This window comes from Lysobacter sp. Hz25, from assembly GCF_046097045.1.
In the GTDB taxonomy this organism is placed as follows: domain Bacteria; phylum Pseudomonadota; class Gammaproteobacteria; order Xanthomonadales; family Xanthomonadaceae; genus Lysobacter; species Lysobacter antibioticus_B.
In genome coordinates, this window is the sequence record NZ_CP175666.1 from 1,734,259 (window position 1) to 1,754,367 (window position 20,109).

At 68.0% G+C, this 20,109-nt stretch carries 16 protein-coding genes; 5 read left to right on the forward strand and 11 right to left on the reverse strand.

Annotated elements, in window-relative coordinates; genetic code table 11:
* Positions 1 to 28 precede the first annotated feature (28 nt).
* Positions 29 to 1,495, reverse strand: coding sequence for a siroheme synthase CysG (gene cysG, locus ACKN61_RS07185; protein ID WP_408952905.1), 1,467 nt, complete (start codon positions 1,493 to 1,495; stop codon positions 29 to 31).
* Positions 1,496 to 1,807: 312 nt separating this feature from the next.
* Between cysG and ACKN61_RS07190 the strand changes: the two genes are divergently transcribed.
* On the forward strand, positions 1,808 to 2,791 hold the full coding sequence (locus tag ACKN61_RS07190; RefSeq protein ID WP_223619912.1) for a LysR family transcriptional regulator: 984 nt from the start codon (positions 1,808 to 1,810) through the stop codon (positions 2,789 to 2,791).
* A gap of 239 nt (positions 2,792 to 3,030) precedes the next feature.
* Here the strand turns inward: ACKN61_RS07190 and ACKN61_RS07195 are convergent, their stop codons facing one another.
* The 4 genes from ACKN61_RS07195 to ACKN61_RS07210 are packed head-to-tail and all read right to left on the reverse strand — an operon-like array spanning position 3,031 to position 7,671.
* Positions 3,031 to 3,783 carry a phosphoadenylyl-sulfate reductase gene (locus ACKN61_RS07195; protein ID WP_408952906.1) on the reverse strand — a complete coding sequence of 251 codons (753 nt, stop codon included), beginning with the start codon at positions 3,781 to 3,783 and terminating at the stop codon, positions 3,031 to 3,033.
* A complete protein-coding gene (gene cysI, locus ACKN61_RS07200; protein WP_408952907.1) occupies positions 3,780 to 5,549 on the reverse strand; it encodes an assimilatory sulfite reductase (NADPH) hemoprotein subunit in 1,770 nt (589 codons plus the stop codon). Before cysI ends, ACKN61_RS07195 begins: the two co-directional genes overlap by 4 nt.
* Positions 5,546 to 5,815, reverse strand: a complete 270-nt coding sequence (locus tag ACKN61_RS07205) for a hypothetical protein (protein WP_408952908.1) — start codon at positions 5,813 to 5,815, stop codon at positions 5,546 to 5,548. Before ACKN61_RS07205 ends, cysI begins: the two co-directional genes overlap by 4 nt.
* Positions 5,815 to 7,671 (reverse strand): assimilatory sulfite reductase (NADPH) flavoprotein subunit, encoded by a 1,857-nt coding sequence (locus ACKN61_RS07210; RefSeq protein WP_408953774.1) that lies wholly within the window; start codon positions 7,669 to 7,671, stop codon positions 5,815 to 5,817. The genes ACKN61_RS07205 and ACKN61_RS07210 overlap by 1 nt, the downstream gene beginning before the upstream one ends.
* Positions 7,672 to 7,978: 307 nt before the next feature.
* Here ACKN61_RS07210 and cysD point away from each other — a divergent pair, with 307 nt between their 5' ends.
* Entirely contained in the window at positions 7,979 to 8,938 is a 960-nt protein-coding gene (gene cysD / locus ACKN61_RS07215; protein WP_408952909.1) for a sulfate adenylyltransferase subunit CysD, read from the forward strand.
* Between the two features lie 134 nt (positions 8,939 to 9,072).
* Positions 9,073 to 10,992, forward strand: coding sequence for a sulfate adenylyltransferase subunit CysN (gene cysN / locus ACKN61_RS07220; protein ID WP_408952910.1), 1,920 nt, complete (start codon positions 9,073 to 9,075; stop codon positions 10,990 to 10,992).
* Positions 10,993 to 11,108: 116 nt separating this feature from the next.
* Here cysN and ACKN61_RS07225 read toward each other — a convergent pair whose 3' ends face one another.
* On the reverse strand, positions 11,109 to 11,354 hold the full coding sequence (locus ACKN61_RS07225; protein WP_031373682.1) for a GlsB/YeaQ/YmgE family stress response membrane protein: 246 nt from the start codon (positions 11,352 to 11,354) through the stop codon (positions 11,109 to 11,111).
* A gap of 550 nt (positions 11,355 to 11,904) precedes the next feature.
* A complete protein-coding gene (locus ACKN61_RS07230) occupies positions 11,905 to 13,413 on the reverse strand; it encodes a M20 family metallopeptidase (protein ID WP_408952911.1) in 1,509 nt (502 codons plus the stop codon).
* Between the two features lie 220 nt (positions 13,414 to 13,633).
* On the opposite strand from ACKN61_RS07230, the gene ACKN61_RS07235 reads away from it, so the two are divergent.
* Positions 13,634 to 13,972: a ComEA family DNA-binding protein gene (locus tag ACKN61_RS07235; RefSeq protein WP_036149553.1), complete on the forward strand. Its 339-nt coding sequence runs from the start codon at positions 13,634 to 13,636 to the stop codon at positions 13,970 to 13,972.
* A gap of 510 nt (positions 13,973 to 14,482) precedes the next feature.
* On the forward strand, positions 14,483 to 15,106 hold the full coding sequence (locus tag ACKN61_RS07240; RefSeq protein WP_408952912.1) for a HutD family protein: 624 nt from the start codon (positions 14,483 to 14,485) through the stop codon (positions 15,104 to 15,106).
* A gap of 905 nt (positions 15,107 to 16,011) precedes the next feature.
* Here the strand turns inward: ACKN61_RS07240 and ACKN61_RS07245 are convergent.
* The 4 genes from ACKN61_RS07245 to ACKN61_RS07260 form a co-directional block, all read right to left on the reverse strand.
* On the reverse strand, positions 16,012 to 17,664 hold the full coding sequence (locus ACKN61_RS07245) for a sulfite reductase subunit alpha (protein ID WP_408952913.1): 1,653 nt from the start codon (positions 17,662 to 17,664) through the stop codon (positions 16,012 to 16,014).
* Positions 17,661 to 18,668, reverse strand: a complete 1,008-nt coding sequence (locus tag ACKN61_RS07250; protein WP_408952914.1) for an FAD:protein FMN transferase — start codon at positions 18,666 to 18,668, stop codon at positions 17,661 to 17,663. The genes ACKN61_RS07245 and ACKN61_RS07250 overlap by 4 nt, the downstream gene beginning before the upstream one ends.
* A gap of 4 nt (positions 18,669 to 18,672) precedes the next feature.
* Complete coding sequence (locus ACKN61_RS07255; RefSeq protein ID WP_408952915.1) at positions 18,673 to 19,482, reverse strand: DUF4198 domain-containing protein; 810 nt, start codon at positions 19,480 to 19,482, stop codon at positions 18,673 to 18,675.
* 110 nt (positions 19,483 to 19,592) lie between these two features.
* Positions 19,593 to 20,108 carry a DUF2271 domain-containing protein gene (locus ACKN61_RS07260; protein WP_031373865.1) on the reverse strand — a complete coding sequence of 172 codons (516 nt, stop codon included), beginning with the start codon at positions 20,106 to 20,108 and terminating at the stop codon, positions 19,593 to 19,595.
* Between the last annotated feature and the right edge of the window lies 1 nt (position 20,109).

The window sequence follows — 20,109 nt, forward strand, 5'->3', positions numbered from 1 at the left end:
CCGTGGCGTGGGTGCGAATGAGGGGCGGTCAGGCGGCTACGGCGTAGGTTGCCGCCGGCGTCGGCGCCAGCGCTTGCGTCAGCGGCGCCTCGCCGAACCAGTGCAGGCGCTCGGCCAGCGCCGCGACTTCGCCGACGATCAGCAAGGCGGGCGACTGCACGCGATGCGCTTGTGCACGTTCGGCCAGTTCGGCCAGCGTGCCGGTGACCACGCGCTGTTCCGGGCGCGAGCCGTTTTCGATCAGGGCGAACGGCGTGCCGGCGGCGCGGCCGTGTTCGATCAGTTTGTCGCGCAGCACGTCCAGCCCGGACACGCCCATGTAGACCGCGAGCGTCTGCTTTTCCTGGGCGAGCGCGCGCCAGTCGAGGCCGTCGTTGGCGTCCTTCAGATGAGCGGTGACCAGACGCAGCGACTGCGCATGCTCGCGATGCGTCAGCGGGATGCCGGCATAGGCGCCGCAGGCCAGCGCGGCGGTGATGCCCGGCACGACCTCGAAGGCGATGCCGTGGTCGCGCAGCGCTTCGAGTTCTTCGCCGCCGCGTCCGAACACGAACGGGTCGCCGCCCTTGAGCCGCACCACGCGCTTGCCGGCGCGGGCGTGTTTGAGCATGAGGGAGTGGATGCGTTCCTGGGTGCTGTGATGGTTCGCCGGCGACAGCGTGCCGGCGAGCGGCTTGCCGACGTCGATCAGCTCGGCGTCGCGGCGCGCCAGTTGCAGCACCTGCGGGCTGACCAGGCGGTCGTGCAGGATCACGTCGGCCTCGTTGAGCACGCGCAGGCCGCGCAGGGTCAGCAGGCCCGGATCGCCGGGGCCGGCACCGACCAGGGCGACCGATCCGACTTGCGCGGCGGCTGCGTCGGATTCGACCAGCGCGGCGCCGAAGGCGCGTTGCGCTTCTTCGCCGCGGCCCTGGCGCAGCAGCGAGGGAATCGGCCCCGACAGCACGCGGTCGAAGAAGCGACGGCGCGCACCGAGGTCGGGATAGTGCTTGCGAATGCGCTCGCGTTCGCGCGACAACAGCTGTGCGAGTGCGCCGAGCGATTCGTCGAGTTGGGTTTCCAGGGTTTCGCGCAGATGGCGCGACAGCATCGGCACGCCGCCGCCGCTGGAGATCGCGATCTGCACCGGGCCGCGGACCACGCGCGCCGGGACGTGGAAGCTCGACGCCTCGACATCGTCGACGACGTTGACCCAGACCCGGCGCGCCTCGCCGGCTTCGGCGACGGCGCGGTTGACCGCGGCATCGTCGGTCGCGGCGATCGCCAGCCAGGCCTCGTCCAGCCACTGCGAGACGAACGGCCCCGGCAAGTGTTCGATGCGGCCCTCGGCGACCCAGGCGGCCAGGGCCGGGACCAGTTCGGGCGCGCCGACCCGGACCCGGGCGCCGGCCTCGAGCAAGGCCCCGGCCTTGCGCAGCGCCACCGTCCCGCCACCGACCACGAGCACGGTGCGTCCGCGCAGGTCGGCAAACAATGGGAACAGGGGGCTGGTCATGGCGGCGGGGCGACGATCCGGGGACGATGGGACGACCCTACGGCGCCCGGAGCGGGGCCGGAAATGACGTCGCCGCCTTTGCACATGCCGTCACGGCATGAGGCCCGGCAAGGCCGCCCAGGGGGCTGGACAAGGCGACCATACGCCGAATACGCTATAAATCGTTATATCCGAATAGAGCGATAAAGACGTGGATGCGATCCGCAAACGAATGTCCCGGCCGCACGACCCGGTCCGCTACGGCGCGGGCTGTTGCCGTCGTCTGCGCCGACATTCCGCCGCCGATCTCCCTCTTTTACGGATAGCCACGCCATGACCCTGACCCAGCTCCGCTACCTGGTCGCCATCGCCGATTCGGGCCTCAACATCACCCTGGCCGCCGAGCGCGTCCACGCGACCCAGCCGGGTTTGTCCAAGCAACTCAAGCAGCTCGAAGACGAACTGGGTTTTTTGTTGTTCGTGCGCAAGGGCCGCAGCCTGGAAGCGATCGCGCCGGCCGGCGAGCGCGTGCTCGAACACGCGCGCCGCATTCTCGAAGAGGCCAGCAACATCCGCGCCTACGCCGCCAACGAGCGCGGCCAGCACGCCGGCCGTCTGGTGCTGTCGACCACGCACACTCAGGCGCGCTACGTGCTGCCGCCGGTGATCGCCCAGGTCAAACGCGATTTCCCCCAAGTCAGCGTGCATCTGCAGGCGGCCGCCGATGGTGAAGTGCTGTCGCACCTGTCGCACGGCAACGCCGATCTGGCGGTGATCAGCACCGCGGGCGCCGCGCCCGAGGGCGGGCTCGCGGTGCCGTTGTTCCGTTGGCGCCGGGTGGTGCTGGTGCCGCGCACGCATGCGCTGGCCAAGCTCGATCGCGCGCCGACCTTGGCCGAACTGGCCGCGCACCCGCTGATCAGCTACGAATCCTCGACCCGCCCGGAATCCTCGCTGCGCCGCGCCTTCACCGCCGGCGGCCAGGAGCCGCAGCTGGCGATGACCGCGCGCGATGCCGATCTGATCAAGACCTATGTGCGTGCCGGCCTCGGCGTCGGTGTGTTGGCCGAGATGGCGGTGACCTCGCGCGACGACGACCTGAAGGCGCTGATCGCGCCGGACGCGTTCCCCGAGTGCATCACCTGGGCGGTGATTCCGCGTGCGCGGGTGCTGCGCGATTACGCGCTGGAGCTGTTGCACGGCCTGGCGCCGCAGATCGACCGCCGCGACCTGCGCCGCGTGCTCGAAGGCAACCTGGAACCGCAGTGGCCGAAGGCCCCGACCTGGACCGAGCTGACTCAGCCGATCAGTTCGTAAGCGGTCTGCGAGTCGTTGCCGAGCTTCGGCGGGCGTGTCGTTGTGGCTGAAGAGCAAATCCCCCTCGGTCCCCCTTTTCCAAAGGGGGAAGTCCGTTAGGACGTTGCGCGGGTGTGAGAGGCAGCCCGGATATCAACGAGCCTCGACAGAATCTCCCGTAAGCATTCCCCCCTTTGAAAAAGGGGGGCAGGGGGGATTTGCTTTCCGTTACGTTCGCCGCGCAACCCAACCTGCAGCCATCAAGCCGCCTGGTTCTCCGCCACCGGCTCGCTGTCGAAATGCAGGCCGCATTCGCGCTTGAGGCCGAAGAAACGGGTGTCCTCATCGCGCATGCCCGGTTCGAGCCGGCGGGTGGTGTGGATGTCGCCGATCGAGACGTAGCCGTCGTGCCACAGCGGGTGATACGGCAGGTCGTGCGTATGCAGGTATTGCCAGATGTCGCGGTCGCTCCAGTCGGCCAGCGGATGCAGTTTCCAGCGTCCGTCGCGCAACTGCAGGAACTCGATGTTGGCGCGGCTGCCCGACTGGCTGCGGCGTAGGCCGGCGATCCAGGTGCGCACGCCGAGGTCGTTGAGCGCGCGCTGCATCGGTTCGACCTTGCGCAGGCGGTTGTAGCGCTCGATGCCGTCCAGGCCCTGTTCCCACAAGCGGCCGAAGCGCGCTTCCATCCAGGCCACGCCGATCTGCGGGCGATAGACCTTGAGATTGAGCTGGAGCCGCTCGCCGAGTTCGTCGATGAAGCGGTAGGTCTCCGGGAACAGATAGCCGGTGTCGACCACGATCACCGGGATCCGCGGCGCCTGCCTGGTCACCATGTGCAGCGACACCGCCGACTGGGCGCCGAAGCTCGACGACAGCGCGTGCTCGCCGGCGGTGTTTTCCAGGGCCCAGGCGACGCGTTGCTCGGCGCTTTGCGTGGCCAGCCAGGCGTTGAGTTCGGCCAGCGCGCGCGGCGATTCGGCGGCGGTGACGGGATCGGTCGGAGCGCTCATGCGTAGGCCTCTGCAACCAGTGCGATCGGTATGCCGGTGGGGGTGGGATAGGGGATCGAGACGACCTGGTTGCGCACCAGGTAGTCGCCGAAACCTTCGTCGTCGTTGCGTCCGCTCGCATAGGCGGCGAACAGCGGGTCGAGCGCGGCGAGGATCTCCGGCTCGGCGATGTTTTCGCGGTACAGGGTGTTCAGGCGCTGGCCGCGGTGATCGGCGCCGAGCATCAGGTTGTAGCGGCCCGGCGCCTTGCCGACCAGGGCGATCTCGCCGAGGTAGGGGCGCGAGCAACCGTTGGGGCAACCGCTGATGCGCAGGTTGATCGATGCATCCGGGATCGAGTGCTTCGCCAGCAAAGCTTCGACGTGGCCGAGGAAATCCGGCAGGTAACGCTCGGCCTCGGCCATGGCCAGGCCGCAGGTCGGCAGCGACACGCAGGCCAGGGCGTTGCGGCGCAGCGGGCTGGCCTGGCGATAGGCATCGAGACCGTGCTGAGCGACCAGCGCATCGACCTGCGTGCGCAGCGCCGACGGCACGCCGGCGATCACCAGGTTCTGGTTCGGGGTCATGCGGAACTCGGCGCCGTCATGGCCGCTCAGCAACTGCGCGATCGCGCGCAGGCCGCTGAGGTGGGTCAGTTCGGGGCCGTGGCCGTCGAGCGCGCCGTCGACGATGCGTCCGGCCGGCAGGCGCAGAGTCAGGTGCGCGCGCGCTTCGCCGTTGCTGCCGGCATCGCTGTCGACCCAGCCGAAGCGGTCGCCGTTATGACGGAAGGCGAACGGCCGTGCCGGGAGGAGAGGGAACCCGGCACGGCGTTCGACTTCCGCTTTGAACCAGGCGAGCCCGCGGTCGTCGATGGTGTACTTGAGGCGGGCACGCTTGCGCACCGCGCGGTTGCCGAAATCGCGTTGCGCGGTGACCACCGCTTCGCCGACCGCGATGACCTGGTCGGGCGTCACGAAGCCGATCACGTCGGCGACGCGCGGATAGGTTTCGGCGTCGCCGTGGGTCGCGCCCATGCCGCCGCCGACGGTGACGTTGTAACCGAGCAGTTCGTCGGCGCCGGCGGCGTTCTTGGCGATGATCGCGATATAGCCCAGGTCCTGGGCGAACACGTCGACGTCGTTGTAGGGCGGAATGGCGAAGCCGATCTTGAACTTGCGCGGCAGGTAGACGTTGCCGTAGATCGGCTCGTCCTCGCTGCCGCTGCCGTCGACGCGTTCTTCGTCGAGCCAGATCTCGTAGTAGGCGCGGGTGTTCGGCAGCAGGTGCTCGGACAGCGCCGCTGCCTGCTTGAACACCTGCGCATGCGAGGCCGAGACCTGCGGGTTGGCGGCGACGGCGACGTTGCGGTTAACGTCGCCGCAGGCGGCCAGGGTGTCGATCAAGGCGGCGTTGATCGACTGCATGGTCGCCTTCAGCTCGGTCTTGATCACGCCATGGAACTGGAAGGCCTGGCGCGTGGTGACGCGCAGGCCGCGTTCGGCATAAGTCGTCGCGATGGCGTCGAGCTTGAGCCATTGCTCCGGGTTGACCACGCCGCCCGGCGTGCGGGTGCGGATCATGAAGCTGTAGGCCGGCTCCAGGCGCGCGATACGGCGCTCCTCGCGCACGTCGCGATCGTCCTGCTGGTAGCTGCCGTGGTACTTGATCAGGGTCTGGTCGTCGTCGCGCAGGGCGCCGGTGACCGGATCGGCCAGGCTTTCCAGCAGGCTGCCGCGCAGGCGCGCGCTGGAGCGCTTGATGTCTTCGACCGAATGCGCGCTCATGCCGGCGCTCCGGCGATTGCGGCGAAACGCAGCGAGTGGGCGCTGGAGGGATGCAGCCCGAATGGAGCGCGGCCCGGGCCCGGCGACGCGCTCTTGTCGGCGCGCGCTACCGGGGCGGCGTGGTTTCCTCGTTCCATCCGGGCCGCCGGGGCAAGCAGCGATCCGTTAACGACAGATCCGTCGAGCGCAGTAGACACGAAGCCGGATGCGTCGGCCTGCGACGCGCGACCCGGTTCGATGAAATGGCGATGGCGAAACAAATACATCAGTAAACGTCCCGGGCGTAGCGGCCCTGTCGCTGCAATTCGTTGAGATAGTCTTCGGCGCCTTCCTCGTCCTTGCCGCCGTGCTTGGCGATCGCCGCCAGCAATGCGGCGTGCACGTCCTTGGCCATGCGCGAGGCGTCGCCGCAGACGTACAGATGCGCGCCGCCTTCCAGCCAGTCGTACAGATCGCGGCCCTGTTCGCCGAGGCGATGCTGGACGTAGACCTTCTGCGCCTGGTCGCGCGAGAACGCCAGGTCGAGCTTGTGCAACTGGCCGGCCTTCAGCGCAGCCTGCCATTCGACCTGGTAGAGGAAGTCGGTGCGGAAATGCGGATTGCCGAACAGCAGCCAGTTGCGGCCGCTGGCGCCGTCGGCGACGCGTTCCTGGACGAAGCCGCGGAACGGCGCGACGCCGGTGCCCGGGCCGATCATGATCACATCGCGGCTGCCGTCGGCCGGCACCCGGAAGCGTTCGTTGTGTTCGATGAACACCGGCAGGCGCTCGCCTTCGTCGGCGCTCGCGAGCAAGTGCGAGGCCGCGCCCCAACGGGTGCCGCCGGCGCTTTGGTACTCGACGTGGGCGACGGTGAGGTGGGCTTCGTCGCCGACCAGCTTCTGGCTGGAGGCGATCGAGTACATGCGCGGAGTCAGCGGGCGCAGCGCGGCGACCAGTTCCTCGGCCGACCACTGGCCGTCATAGCGCTGCAGCAGGTCGATGACCTGGCTGTTGGCGAGCAGTTCGGCGAACTGGGCGGCCTGGTCGGGGGCGAGCAGGCGGTTGAGTTCGTCGCTGCGCGCATGCGCGGCATGGCTGGCGATGAACGGACGCGCCAGCTTGGTCAGCTCGCGCTTCTCGCTGAGCCACTGCCGCAGCGGCAGCGACTGGCCGCCGTGTTCGACGCCGGTGTTGCCGTCTAGTTCGAGCGTGCTCAGCACCGCCTCGACCAGGGCAGGCGGATTGCGCGGCCAAATGCCGAGCGAGTCGCCGGGCTGGTAATGCAGGCCCGAGCCCTCCAGCGAGATTTCGATGTGGCGGATGTCCTTGTCCGGCACGACCCGGTCGGAACCGCGCGCGATCAGGCGCTGATTGCTCAGCAACTCGGCGGCGAACGGCGCGTCGCGATGGAACGCCGGCGCAGCGGCGAGCGGACGCAGCGGCGTGACCGTGGCCAGATGCGTGGCGGCCGGCTTCAGCGCTTCCTTGGCCTGGCTCAGCGCCTGCTGCAGCCAGGGCGTGGAGACGGTTTCGAAATCCAGATCGGCGTCGCCGCGGGCGAACAAGCGGGTCGCGCCGAGTTCAGCGAGGCGCGCGTCGACCTTCTGGCCGATCGAGCAGAAATCCGGGTAGCTGGAATCGCCGAGACCGAGCACGGCGAAACTGAGGCCCTTGAGTTCGGGCGCGCGCTTGCCGGCGATGAAATCGATCAGACCGCGCGAGTCGTCCGGCGGGTCGCCGTCGCCCTGGGTGCTGATGACCACATAGAGCAGGCGTTCGTTCTTGAGCTCGCGGGTCGGGTAAGCGTCGGCGCGCAGCAGGCGCACGCTGAGGCCGGCGGCCTCGGCCTGGCCGGCGAGCTGCTCGGCCAAACGCTTGGCGTTGCCGGTCTGGCTGCCGTAGACGATGCTCAGGCGCTCGCTGGTGCGGGCCTCTGGCGCGGCGACCGCGGGGGCTGCGGCCGGAATCGCGAGGGTGGCGACGTTGCCGGCGCCGGCGCGGGCCAGGCCGGCGGCATAGCCCGACAACCACCATAGACTGTTGTGGTCCAGGCTCTCGGTGAGGCGGACGAGCGAATCGAGCCGGTCCGCGGGCAGCGGAGTGGCGAGCGAGGGCGGAGCGGACAGGACTGGAGCGGACAGGGCGGCGGCGGGCACGGCGGTCGGCTTCTGACTTCGGGAGACTGCAGGCTACGAGCGGCTCCCCGGCCGCGGAAAGGATGCTCGGTAATGCGCTCATGCCCGGCGCTTATTTCCTCCCCGAAACCGGGGGAATTCTAATGGCCGCAAGCTCAGCCGCCGGTCCGGCTAGGCTTGGACGGTCCGCAAGTCCGGGGCCGCCCGTCCGGTTTCCCGCTGTCGGCGGGTCGCCGCGACCGGTTTGCCCGGCTGGCGCGCGTCGTCCAGTCCGCCCTTTCGATACGCCCGCCGCCTTGATGAGTCCCTCCGAATGAGTGCGTCACCCGACCTGAGCCCGCCGCTGTCCGCTCCGCCGCCGCCGTTGTCCGCGCAGGCGTTGAGTCATCTGGACCGGCTCGAGGCCGAAAGCATCCACATCCTGCGCGAGGTGGCCTCGGAGTTCCGCAACCCGGTGATGCTGTACTCGGTCGGCAAGGACAGCTCGGTGCTGCTGCACCTGCTGCTCAAGGCCTTCTACCCGGCGCGCCCGCCGATCCCCTTGCTGCATGTCGACACCGGCTGGAAGTTCGGCGAGATGATCGCCTTCCGCGACCGCCGCGCCAGCGAGACCGGCGTCGACCTGCGCGTGCATATCAACCCCGACGGCCTGGCCCAGGGCATCGGCCCGGTCAGTCACGGCGCCAGCGTGCATACCGATGTGATGAAGACCCAGGGCCTCAAGCAGGCGCTGGACTGGAACAAGTTCGACGCCGCGATCGGCGGCGCGCGCCGCGACGAAGAGAAGTCGCGCGCCAAGGAACGGATCTTCTCCTTCCGCAATCCGCAGCACCGCTGGGACCCGAAGAACCAGCGCCCTGAGCTGTGGTCGCTGTTCAACACCCGCATCCATGCCGGCGAGAGCGTGCGTGTATTCCCGATCTCGAACTGGACCGAGCTCGACGTCTGGCTGTACATCTACCGCGAGAAGATCCCGGTGCCGTCGCTGTATTTCGCCGCCGAACGCCCGGTGGTGGAACGCGACGGCAGCCTGATCCTGGTCGACGACGAGCGCCTGCCGCTGCGCGACGGCGAAGTGCCGCAGACCCGCAAGGTGCGCTTCCGCACGCTCGGCTGCTACCCGCTGACCGGTGCGATCGAGTCCGAGGCCGACACGCTCGAAGCGATCATCGCCGAGATGCTGGTCGCGACCACCTCAGAGCGCCAGGGGCGGGTGATCGACCACGATCCTTCCGCTTCGATGGAACGCAAGAAACAAGAGGGCTACTTCTGATGAAGCCGGGATTCGCGAGTCGGCAGGCTGGGTTGGAGCAGGCTGGATTGGAGCAGGCTGGGTTGGAGCAGACTGGGTTGGAGCAGGCGGGGTTGGAGCAGACGGAGCGTGGCGACGTAGATGCGTTGGCGACAGTGAGCGGCAGCGTGGTGGCTTTTGCGAATCCCCAATCCCGAATCTCCCATCCCGTCGATGACACCATCGCCGGCTACCTGCAGCAGCACGAGCATAAGAGCCTGCTGCGCTTCATCACCTGCGGCAGTGTCGACGACGGCAAGAGCACCCTGATCGGGCGCCTGCTGCACGACACCCGCCTGCTGTTCGACGACCAATTGGCCGCGCTCGACGCCGACAGCCGCCGCCACGGCACCCAGAACGGCGAGATCGATTTCGCCCTGCTGGTCGACGGACTGGCCGCCGAGCGCGAGCAAGGCATCACCATCGACGTCGCCTACCGTTTCTTCGGCACCGAGAAACGCAAGTTCATCGTCGCCGACTGCCCGGGCCACGAGCAGTACACCCGCAACATGGCGACCGGCGCCTCGACCGCCGCGTTGGCGGTGGTGCTGGTCGATGCACGCAAGGGCCTGCTGACGCAGACGCGCCGGCACAGCTATATCGTGTCTTTGCTCGGCATCCGCCACGTGCTGCTCGCGGTCAACAAGATGGACCTGGTCGACTTCGACCAGGCCGTGTTCGAGCGCATCGCCGGTGAATACCGCGAGCTCGCCGCCCAGCTTGGCATCGAGCACGTCACCGCCGTGCCCTTGTCGGCCTTGCATGGCCACAACCTCACCGAACGCTCGGCGCAGACGCCGTGGTATCACGGCCCGAGCGTGCTCGAGCATCTGGAATCGGTCGACACCGAACGCAGCGCGGCCGAACTCGGCTTCCGCCTGCCGGTGCAATGGGTCAACCGCCCGAACCAGGATTTTCGCGGTTTCGCCGGCACCATTGCCGCCGGCACGGTGCGGCCCGGCGACGAAGTCGTCGCGCTGCCCTCGGGCCGCCGCTCGCAGGTGCGGCGCATCGTCACCGCCGACGGCGATCTCAAGGTCGCCGGTGCCGGCCAGGCGGTCACCCTGACCCTCGCCGACGAACTCGACATCAGTCGCGGCGACGTCATCGCCAACGCCGCGCAGCCTGCGCAGGTGGCCGACCAGTTCGCCGTGCATCTGCTGTGGATGGACACCCAGCCGCTGCTGCCGGGCCGCTCGTACTGGCTGAAGATCGGCGCGCGCACGGTCAGCGCCAGCATCACCGAGATCAAGCACAAGGTCGACGTCAACAGCCAGGCCCAGCTCGCGGCCAAGCACCTCGAACTCAACGAGGTTGCCTACTGCAATCTGAGCCTCGATCAGCCGATCGCATTCGAGGCCTATCTCGACAACCGCGAACTCGGCAGCTTCATCCTGATCGACCGCCAGAGCCACGCCACCGTCGCCGCCGGCACCGTGGATTTCGCCTTGCGCCGTGCCGGCAACATCCATTGGCAGCCGGTCGACGTCGACAAGGCCGCACGTGCGCGCAGCAAGCACCAGAAGCCGCGTTGCGTGTGGTTCACCGGTTTGTCCGGTTCGGGCAAGTCGACCATCGCCAACCTGGTCGACAAGCAACTGCACGCGCTCGGCCACCACAGCTTCGTGCTCGACGGCGACAACGTGCGGCATGGCCTCAACAAGGACCTCGGCTTCACCGACGAAGACCGGGTCGAGAACATCCGCCGCGTCGCCGAAGTCGCCAAGCTCATGACCGACGCCGGCCTGATCGTGCTGGTGAGCTTCATCTCGCCGTTCCGCGCCGAACGCCGGCTCGCGCGCGAGTTGTTCGAGGACGGTGAGTTCGTCGAAGTCTTCGTCGACACCCCGCTTGCCGAGGCCGAGCGCCGCGACGTCAAGGGCCTGTACGCGAAGGCCCGCGCCGGCAAGATCCCGAACTTCACCGGCATCGATTTGCCGTACGAAGCGCCGGAGGCGGCGGAGCTGCAGCTGGACACCCTCGAACACGATGCCCAGGCCTTGGCGCAGCGGGTGATCGATTACCTGCGCGATTGAGCATCTGCGACGCGGCCGTCTCGGCGCAGCGCCAGGCTGCCTACATGTCCGAAACGAAACACCCCGGCCTGAGCCGGGGTGTTCTGTTTTCGGCGAAGCGCAATGCCGCAGGTGCTTCAGGGTTTGGAGGTCTTGCTTCGGATCATCTCGTACAGGAACAGCAGCACGATGGCGCAGATGACCGAGACGATCAGACCGATCAGCCCGCCGCCGGCATAGAGCAGGCTGCCGATGTAGGCGCCGGCGATGCCGAGCAGGATGGTGAGTATCCAGCCCATCGGATCGGCGCCGGGCTTGAAGAAGCGTGCGAGGACGCCGATGACCGCGCCGATGATGATCGTGTAAAAGATGCCGCCTAGCATGGGCTTGCCCTCCTGGGGATGGTGGGTGACGCGGCTGGAGCATGTGGCGGCCAGCGTCGCCGCGGCGTGAGGGCGGGGCGGGTGGCTGGTAGGTCCTGCAGAGAGGGCAAGGAATCGGCTCTCGTACCGGCGCGACCCGCCTCGATCGGCATCGCTTCGTGCGACATCGTGGTCGCGGCTTACGCCGCTCCTACATAGGCCGGGGTCGTCTCCTTGTAGGAGCGGCGTAAGCCGCGACCGCGGGCGCGCAGAAAGCTCCTGTCCCACGCCGTCGACCGAAGCGGTCAAACATCCACCGCATCAGCCGGACGCAGCAAGCCCAGACAGACGTCGCGTCGTGCAGGAACGCGGTCGCGGCTCGCGCCGCTCCTACCCAAGGGCAACGCAGGCAAGAGGCAGGAGCGGCGCAAGCCGCGACCACGGGACGCGCAGAAGACGCTGGTCCAGCGTCATCGGTCGAAGCGCAAAGACGTTCACCGCTTGTAACTCGCGCCAAACAGAAAACGGGCCCGAAGGCCCGTTTCCTTTCACCACTGGCTAGCCGCAAAAATCAGCAGCAACCGTGCCCGCCATGCCGATCGCCGCTGTCGGCCACCGCGGCCACGCCGGTGGTCTCGCCGCGCTGGCTCGCCAGGTGATGCTCGGCGACCACGCGGGCCACGCAGGCGGTCACCCGCTTGCCCATCGGGATGTGCAGGAACTCGTTCGGGCCATGTGCGTTGGAATGCGGGCCGAGCACGCCGGTGATCATGAACTGCGCGCCCGGGAACTTCTCGCCGAGCATGCCCATGAACGGAATCGAGCCGCCTTCGCCCATGTACATCGCCGGCTGGCCGAAGAATTCGCGGCTCGATGCGTCGATCGCGTTCGACAGCCACGACGACATCGCCGGGGCGTTCCAACCGCTCGACGACTTCTCCAGTTCCAGGGTCACCTGGGCACCGTTCGGCGGATCGCGCAGCAGCACTTCCTTGAGCAACTCGCCGGCGCGCTTGCCGTCGAGAGTCGGCGGCAAACGCAGCGACAGCTTCACCGAGGTGTGCGGGCGCAGCACGTTGCCGGCCGAGGCCAGCGGCGGCATGCCGTCGACGCCGGTCACCGACAAGGCCGGGCGCCAGGTGCGGTTGAGCACCAGCTCGGCCAGGTCGTCGGGCGCGTTCTCCTTGAACATCGGCTGCATGCCGGGCAGGAGCGGGAACTTGTCGTAGACCGCGGTGCCGAGCACCTTGGCGGCCTGGCGTGCCTGCTCCAGGCGCTCGGGCGGCACGTCGACGTACAGGCCTTCGATCAGGATCTTGCCGTTGCTCTCGTCTTCCAGGCGCGACAGCAACTGGCGCAGCAGGCGGAAGCTCGACGGCACCACGCCGGAGGCATCGCCCGAATGCACGCCTTCGCTGAGCACCTTGACGGTGAAGTTGCCGCCGGCCAGGCCGCGCAGCGAAGTGGTGCACCACAATTGATCGTAGTTGCCGCAACCCGAGTCCAGACAGACGACCAACGAGGGCTTGCCGATGCGGTCGGCCAGGTGGTCGACGTAGGCGGGCAGGTCGTAGCTGCCGGACTCCTCGCAGGCCTCGATCAGGATCACGCAGCGCGCGTGCGGCTGCTGTTGTTCCTGCAGGGCCAGGATCGCCGCCAGCGAGCCGAAGATGGCGTAGCCGTCGTCGGCGCCGCCGCGGCCGTAGAGCTTGTCGCCCTTGATCACCGGCTTCCACGGGCCGAGGTCGTCGTCCCAGCCGGTCATCTCCGGCTGCTTGTCGAGGTGGCCGTAGAGCAGCACGCAATCCTCGTCGCTGCCGCCGTGGGCCGCCGGAATATCGATGAAGATCAACGGCGTGCGGCCTTCCAGGCGCACCACCTCGACCTGCATGCCCGGGATCGTCTGGGCGCGGGCCCAGGTTTCCATGAGCCTGACGGCATCGTCCATATAGCCGTGCTGGACCCAGTCGGCGTCGAACATCGGCGACTTGTTGGGGATGCGGATGTATTCGACCAGTTGCGGGACGATTTCGTCGTCCCACTTCTCGCTGACGTAGCGATCGACCTTGCTGGCGTCCATTGACGGACCTCTGGAGCGGGGAAGGGGGTCATTTTACGCCTCCCGGGCCGTGTAGGACTTTTCCTACCCTGCGCTGCGGCATCCCCCGGCTTCGCACAGGCGCCTGCGGCGATAACCTGTGCCGGTCGAGACATGGAGACTGTCTCCACCGGCGGACACAAGGACTCAAGGACGTAAGGCCGCCGGCCAGGAACGGAATCCACTCTCAGGAGCTTTAACCATGAAATCGTTTGCCCTCATCGCAAAGTCGCTGGTCCTGTCGCTGATGCTCGCCGGCAGTGCCTTCGCCTCGGAAAAGGTCAATATCAACAGCGCCGACGCGGCCACGTTGGACCGCGTACTGCTCAACATCGGGGCCTCCAAGGCCGAAGCCATCGTCGCTTACCGCAAGGCCAACGGGGCCTTCCGCAGCGTCGAGCAGCTGGCCCTGGTCAAGGGAATCGGTCTGAAGACGGTCGAAAAGAATCGGGAACGCATCGTGGTCGGCGGCGCCGCTCAGGTCCGCCCGACCAACACCGCCGGAGCCATCGCGGCCCCGCGCGCTGCCAGCAAGCGCTGAACAAGTCTGCCGATGCCGTAAGGACGCGGGGTCGGCAGCTAATCGGGCAAGGAAGCCCGAAAGGATTCGGGGGGAGGTCCCTGGACACGGAAGTACGTTGCCCCGCCCCAGAGGGATCTGCGGCGGGGCACACCCTTGTTCGGGATTCGGGATTCGGGATTCGGGAATCGGGAATCGGGAGTCGGGAGTCGGGAGTCGGGAGTCGGGAGGAGCTTCGGGCCTCTGGGCTTTGGGGTAGGAGCGGCGTCCTACTGGATTTCCTTCGGTCACAAGCCACGACCGCCATCCATCGGCCTCGGCCGATCCCCATGCAACCCCGCGCTCGCCCCCTGTAGGAGCGGCGTGAGCCGCGACCCAACCCCGACGGCGGCCACCGCGCGGCTCGGCCGCGCCTGCCTCGTCTATATGACCTTGGCGCGCCATCGTCCGCCGTCGTGCTTGCCTCGAACCCGCTTGGGCCAACCCGGCCCAACCACTAGACTGCGCCTTCGTTCAGCCGCAGCCACGCCCATGCCCGACCGTCTGACCTGGTCCATCCCCGCCAACGAATACCGCCGCGAACGCTGGCGCAACCAGTTCGGCTGGACCCGCGAGATCGTGCGCATGAGCCGCCAGAACGAGGCCGGGCTCGATCGCCCGATCCCCGGCGAGGACTGGGATTGGCGCCTGTCGATCGCCGAGATCGAGCGCGATGCGCCGTTCTCGGCGTTCCCGGGGATCGATCGCGAACTGGTCCTGCTCAGCGGCAACGGCCTGCGCCTGCGTTTCGACGACGGCGAGGTCCACGAACTGCTGCCGCCGCACGACAAACTGCGTTTCGCCGGCGAACGCGCGGTGCAGGGCGAGCTGCTCGACGGCCTGACCCACGACTTCAACCTGATGTGGCGGCGCGACCGGGTCCGTGCCGAGCTCTGGCACCGTCCGCTGGTCGGGCCGATGGTGATCTTCGCAGAGCCGGGCCAGACCTGGGCCGTGCATCTGCTGGCTGGCCAGGCGCGGTTCGCCGACGACTCCGGCCTGCCGCCGCTGCAAGCCGGCGACACCGCGATGCTTGCCGCCGGCAGCGAACGCCTGCGCAACGTGCTCGAAGGCGGTGGCGAGGTGCTGTTGGTGCGGGTGGCCCCGCTCGACTGAATCCGCACAGGACGGTCTGCACCTCACGCCGAGAGCCGTTACCGCTTCAATAGCGGTCATCCCCCAAGAGCCGTTACCCCCCAATAGCGGTCATCCCCAAGCCGTCATCCCCGCGTAGGCGGGGATCCAGAGATCTGGGCGTATTCCCCCGATCCGTTACGCCCTTGTTCGGCTGAGTCGGCCTGGGTGTATGCGAAGCAAACCAAAGCAAATCCCCTCGCTCCGAACCTCACTCAGCAGCGATGCGCGCGCCGGGCGTCGGCCCCCTTTGTCAAAGGGGGCGATGGTTCACGCGCTCGAGATCACTCAGTACGTATCGCGCCGAGAGTCGTCATCCCTTAAGAGCCGCCATCCCTCAAGAGCCGTCATCCCCGCGAAGGCGGGGATCCAGAGATCTGGGCGTATTCCCCCGATCCGTTACGCCCTTGTTCGGCTGAGTCGGCCTGGGTGTATGCGAAGCAAACCAAAGCAAATCCCCTCGCTCCGAACCTCACTCAGCAGCGATGCGCGCGCCGGGCGTCGGCCCCCTTTGTCAAAGGGGGCGATGGTTCACGCGCTCGAGATCACTCAGTACGTATCGCGCCGAGAGTCGTCATCCCTTAAGAGCCGTCATCCCTCAAAAGCCGTCATCCCCGCGAAGGCGGGGATCCAGAGATCTGGGCGTATTCCCCATCCGTTGCGCCCTTGTTCGGCTGAGTCGGCCTGGGTGTAAGCGAAGCCAAAGCAAATCCCCCACGCTCCGAACCTCACCCAGCAGCGACGCGCACGCCGGGCGTCGGCCCCCTTTTTCAAAGGGGGCGATGGTTGACGCGCCCGGGATCACTCCGTACCCCGGAACCCACATCCCCAGCAGCCACCATCTCAGGATCGGTCATCCCCGCGACGATTCACGCGCCCGAGATCGCTCAATACACATCGCGCCGATAGCGGCCGTCCGCGGCCATGGCCTCCAACGCGTCCACGCCGACCGCTTCGTGCAGCACCGCTTCCACGCCCGGCGCCATGCCTTCCAGGCTGCCGCAGACATAGACCGCGGTGCCTTGCGCGATCCATTCGCGCACCGCGTCCAGATGCCTGCGCAACACATCCTGCACATAGGTCCGCGATTCGCCGTCGCGCGAGAACGCGTAGTCGACGCGTTCGATCGCGCCATCGGCCTGCCAGGCGTCGAGTTCGGCGCGGTAGTGCAGGTCGCAGGCGGCGTTGCGTTCGCCGAACAGCAGCCAGTTGCGGCGATGCCCCGCGGCGATCCGGGTCTTGAGCAGCGCACGCAGGCCGGCCAGGCCGGTGCCGTTGCCGATCAACAACACCGAGCGCGCATCGCTCGGTGCATGGAAGGAGGGGTTGCTGCGGATGCGCAGGTCGATCGCGGTGCCCATCGCCGCATGTTCGGTCAGCCAGCCGCTGCCGCTGCCGTAGCGGCCATCCTCGTAACGCATCTGCCGGACCAAGAGTTGCAGCGAACCGTCGGCAGGCACCGAGGCGATCGAGTACTCGCGATGCGACAACAGCTTGAGCGCGTCGGCGATGGCCTGCGCGCCTTGCCCCCGCACGGCATTGGGATCGGGCAAACGCGAGCGCGACAGCAAGGCCGACAAGGGCTCCTGCGCATCTTCGTGCCGCACGATTTCGGCGCCGTCCAGGCTGAGCGTCGCCAGCCACTGCGCGACATCGGCGGCGCTGTTGCGCGGGCCGATCTCGGCGATATCGCCGGCGCGCCAGTCGAGCGCGTCGCCGTCGGCCGGCACCAGGCCCAGTCGGAACACCGGGCCGCCCACGCTGCCGGGGTTGGACAGCAGGCGTTCCTGCAGGCGCCAGGGGCGGTACGAGGGCGCGCTCCAGTCGGGCAGCTCGGTGTGGCCGGCCAACAGGCCCAGATGGTGCTGCCAATGGCGCAGGGCGCCGGGTTCGCTGTTGTCGACCTCGACCAGATCGAACAGGGATTGGGCTCCGGAATGCCGCAGCCAGTGGTCGAGACGATGGCCGAACGCGCAGTACTCGGTGTACTCGCGGTCGCCGAGGGCGAGCACGCCGTAGCGTGTGGCCGACAGTTCGCCTGCCTGCGCCATGACTCGTCGGACGAAGCCGGCCGCGCTGTCGGGCGCATCGCCTTCGCCGGTGGTGCTGACGACGAACAACACGCGCGGATACTGCGCCAGTTGCGCCGCGTCGAGGCTGCCGAGCACGGCGAGGTCGGCGCGCAGGCCGGCATCGCGCAAGGCCTCGTAACTGCGGCGTGCGAGTTGTTCGGCGAAACCTGTCTGGCTGGCGAAGGCGACCAGCCAATCGCCGCGTTGTTGCGTGGAGATCGCCGGCAAGGCCTGCGCGCGCGCATGTCGCGTCCGTGAGACGGCGATGGCGGCGACGAAGCCGGCATACAGCGTGGCGACCGCGCCCGCTGCCCACACACGGCCACGGCCGGGGAAGCTCCAACGCAAGGGTTCGGCCTGCCATTGCGCTAAACCGATCGCGAGCGCGACCAGCGCCAGCACGACCAGCAGATTGCCGAGGACGCCGAGGTCGAAGCGCCGGCGCGGTGCGGTCGCGACGCTGCTCATGCGCTGCGCTGCCGGGCGACGAACGCCGGCGTGGTGCGAGTGACGAAGCCCTCGCCCTCGCGCAGCACGAACAAGGCGGCCAGCCCGTGGCGGTTCGCGTAGGCCATGCCGGCATGCGCGCCGAGCACGGTCAAGGCGGTGGCGAGGGCGTCGGCCTGCATGCACTGCGCGTGCAGCACGGTGACCGAAGCCAGCGGGTGCGCGATCGGCCGGCCGCTGCGCGGATCGAGGGTGTGCGAATAACGCCGGCCGTCGGTGTCGAAATAACGGCGATAGTCGCCGGAGGTCGCGATGGCGAGGCCGTCGAGTGCGATCACTGCGGCGGCTTCGTCGTCGCTGCCGTCGGGTTGTTCGACCGCGACGCGCCACGGTGTCGCATCGGGTTTGCGCCCGTGCCCGCGCAACTCGCCGCCGACTTCGACCAGGCAATCGGCGACGCCTTGTTCGAGCAGATAGTCGGCGACGCGGTCGACGCCGTAGCCCTTGGCGATCGAGGACAGATCGACGTAGGCGCCGCCGGGTTGTTCGAGCGTGCGCGCGGCGGCGTCGAAGCGCAGCCGGCGCCAGCCCACACGCGCTTGCGCGTTCGCCAACACGATCGCGTCGGGTGCGGCCTCGCGTGCGCCGGCAGGGCCGAAACCCCACAGATCGACCAGTGGGCCGATGGTCGGGTCGTAGGCGCCGTCGCTGTCGGCGGCGAGCGCGAGCGCGGCCGCCATCACTTCGGCGAATTCGGCCGGCAGCGCGTGCACACTGCCGGCGCCGGAACGGTTGTAACGGCTGAGATCGGAACCGGCTTCCCAGGTGCTCATCTGGGCGACGACTTGATCGAGCCGCGCCTGGATGCCGCGTTCCAACATCGGCAGCGCGCTGGCGCGGGCGATCAACTTGACCGACCAGCGCGTGCCCATGGTGATGCCGTCGAGCGCGTGCAGCGACGCCGCTTCGGGCGCATCCCATGCGCCCGACCACGACCACGTCACCTGCGGCGTCGACACCGGCATCGGTTTACTGCGGCAGCACTTCGAACACGGCGACGTAGCTCAAACGACGCTGCTTGGCTTCGGGCAAGGTGGTCTTGGCGTCTTCGCTGGTGGTTTCCAGCCAGTACATGCCGGCCTGCGGCCACTTGACCTCGAACTTGCCGTCGTTGCCGGTGGTGACGTTGATTTCGTTCTGCTGGTCGCGATAACGGGTCGAGCCCGGCACGATTTCGACCTTGAGGCCCGCCGCCGGCTTGCCGTCGACGAGCAACTGGAAGCTCGCGGTTTCGCCGGCGAACAGATCGTTCGGATGGGTCACCGGCACCAGCTCGATGCCCTTGCCGGTGGTCTTGAACGCGGTCGTGCTCGGCTTGCCGACGGTGGCGAAGGTCTCGACGCGGCCGAGGCTTTCGGAGGCATTGACCTCGGTGGCGCCGGCCGGGATGCCGCTCTTGAACTCGCTGGCCTTGCCGCGCCAGCGCTTGGCTTCGCCGCCGAGCTTGTAGTTGGCGAACAGGCCTTCGTTGTTCATCGCGACCTTGTAGGTGCCTTCCTGCGACAGCTCGACGTCGAACACGCTGCGCAGCTTGCCGGTCGCGCCGTTCTGCGGTTGCACGGCGCTGCCGTCGGGCGCGGTGATCTGCAGGCGCTCCAGCGGCAACGGCACGTGGTTGAAATAGAACAGGTCGTTGGAGACCGCGGCGTCGACGGTCAGCCACGAGCCTTTGTCGGAGAACACGGTCTGCGAAGGTTGCAGCCAGGCCTTGTGCGCCTGGGCGGTGCCGGCGAGCGCGAAGGTGGCGACGACGGCGGCGGCTAGAAGTTTGAGGTTCATTTTTTTGTCCGGGATTGGTGATTCGGGATTCGGGATTGGCAAGAGCAGGAGCTGGATTCGCATCGGGGCTCGGTCGTCGCTGTTGCGAATCCCGAATCCCCAATCCCGAATCACGGCTTCACCACCACCTTCACCTTGCCGAGTTCGGTCTTGCCCTGCGCAGAGAGGTTCTGCGCCTTGGCCGGCCACTCGAATGGGATCGTCAGCATTTCGCGGCCGCCGACTTCGCGCGCGGCTTCCACGACCAGGGTGTAGCGGCCCGGCGCGAGGCCGGCGAGGGCCTTGCTGTTGCCCTTGAACGAAACCGCGTGCTGGCCGACCGGGCGGGTCGCGCCGCTGACGCCGTCGACCGGCATCTGCAGGGTGCGGCCGCTGCGGCGCCACCACTGGCGCATGTCCTTGAGCCACTTGGTGCCTTCGCCGTTCTTCATGTCGAGGTCGTACCAGACCGCGAGGTTGCTGGCGACGCTGTTGTCGGCCTTTTCGATCCAGGCCGCGACGTAGGGGCGGTGGTACTCGGCGGCGTTGATGCGCGGGATCTCGATGTTGAGTTCGAGATCGGCCGCGAGCGCCGGCATCGGCAGCACCATCGCCGGGATCAGCACTTTGAAAGACGACAGCTTCATG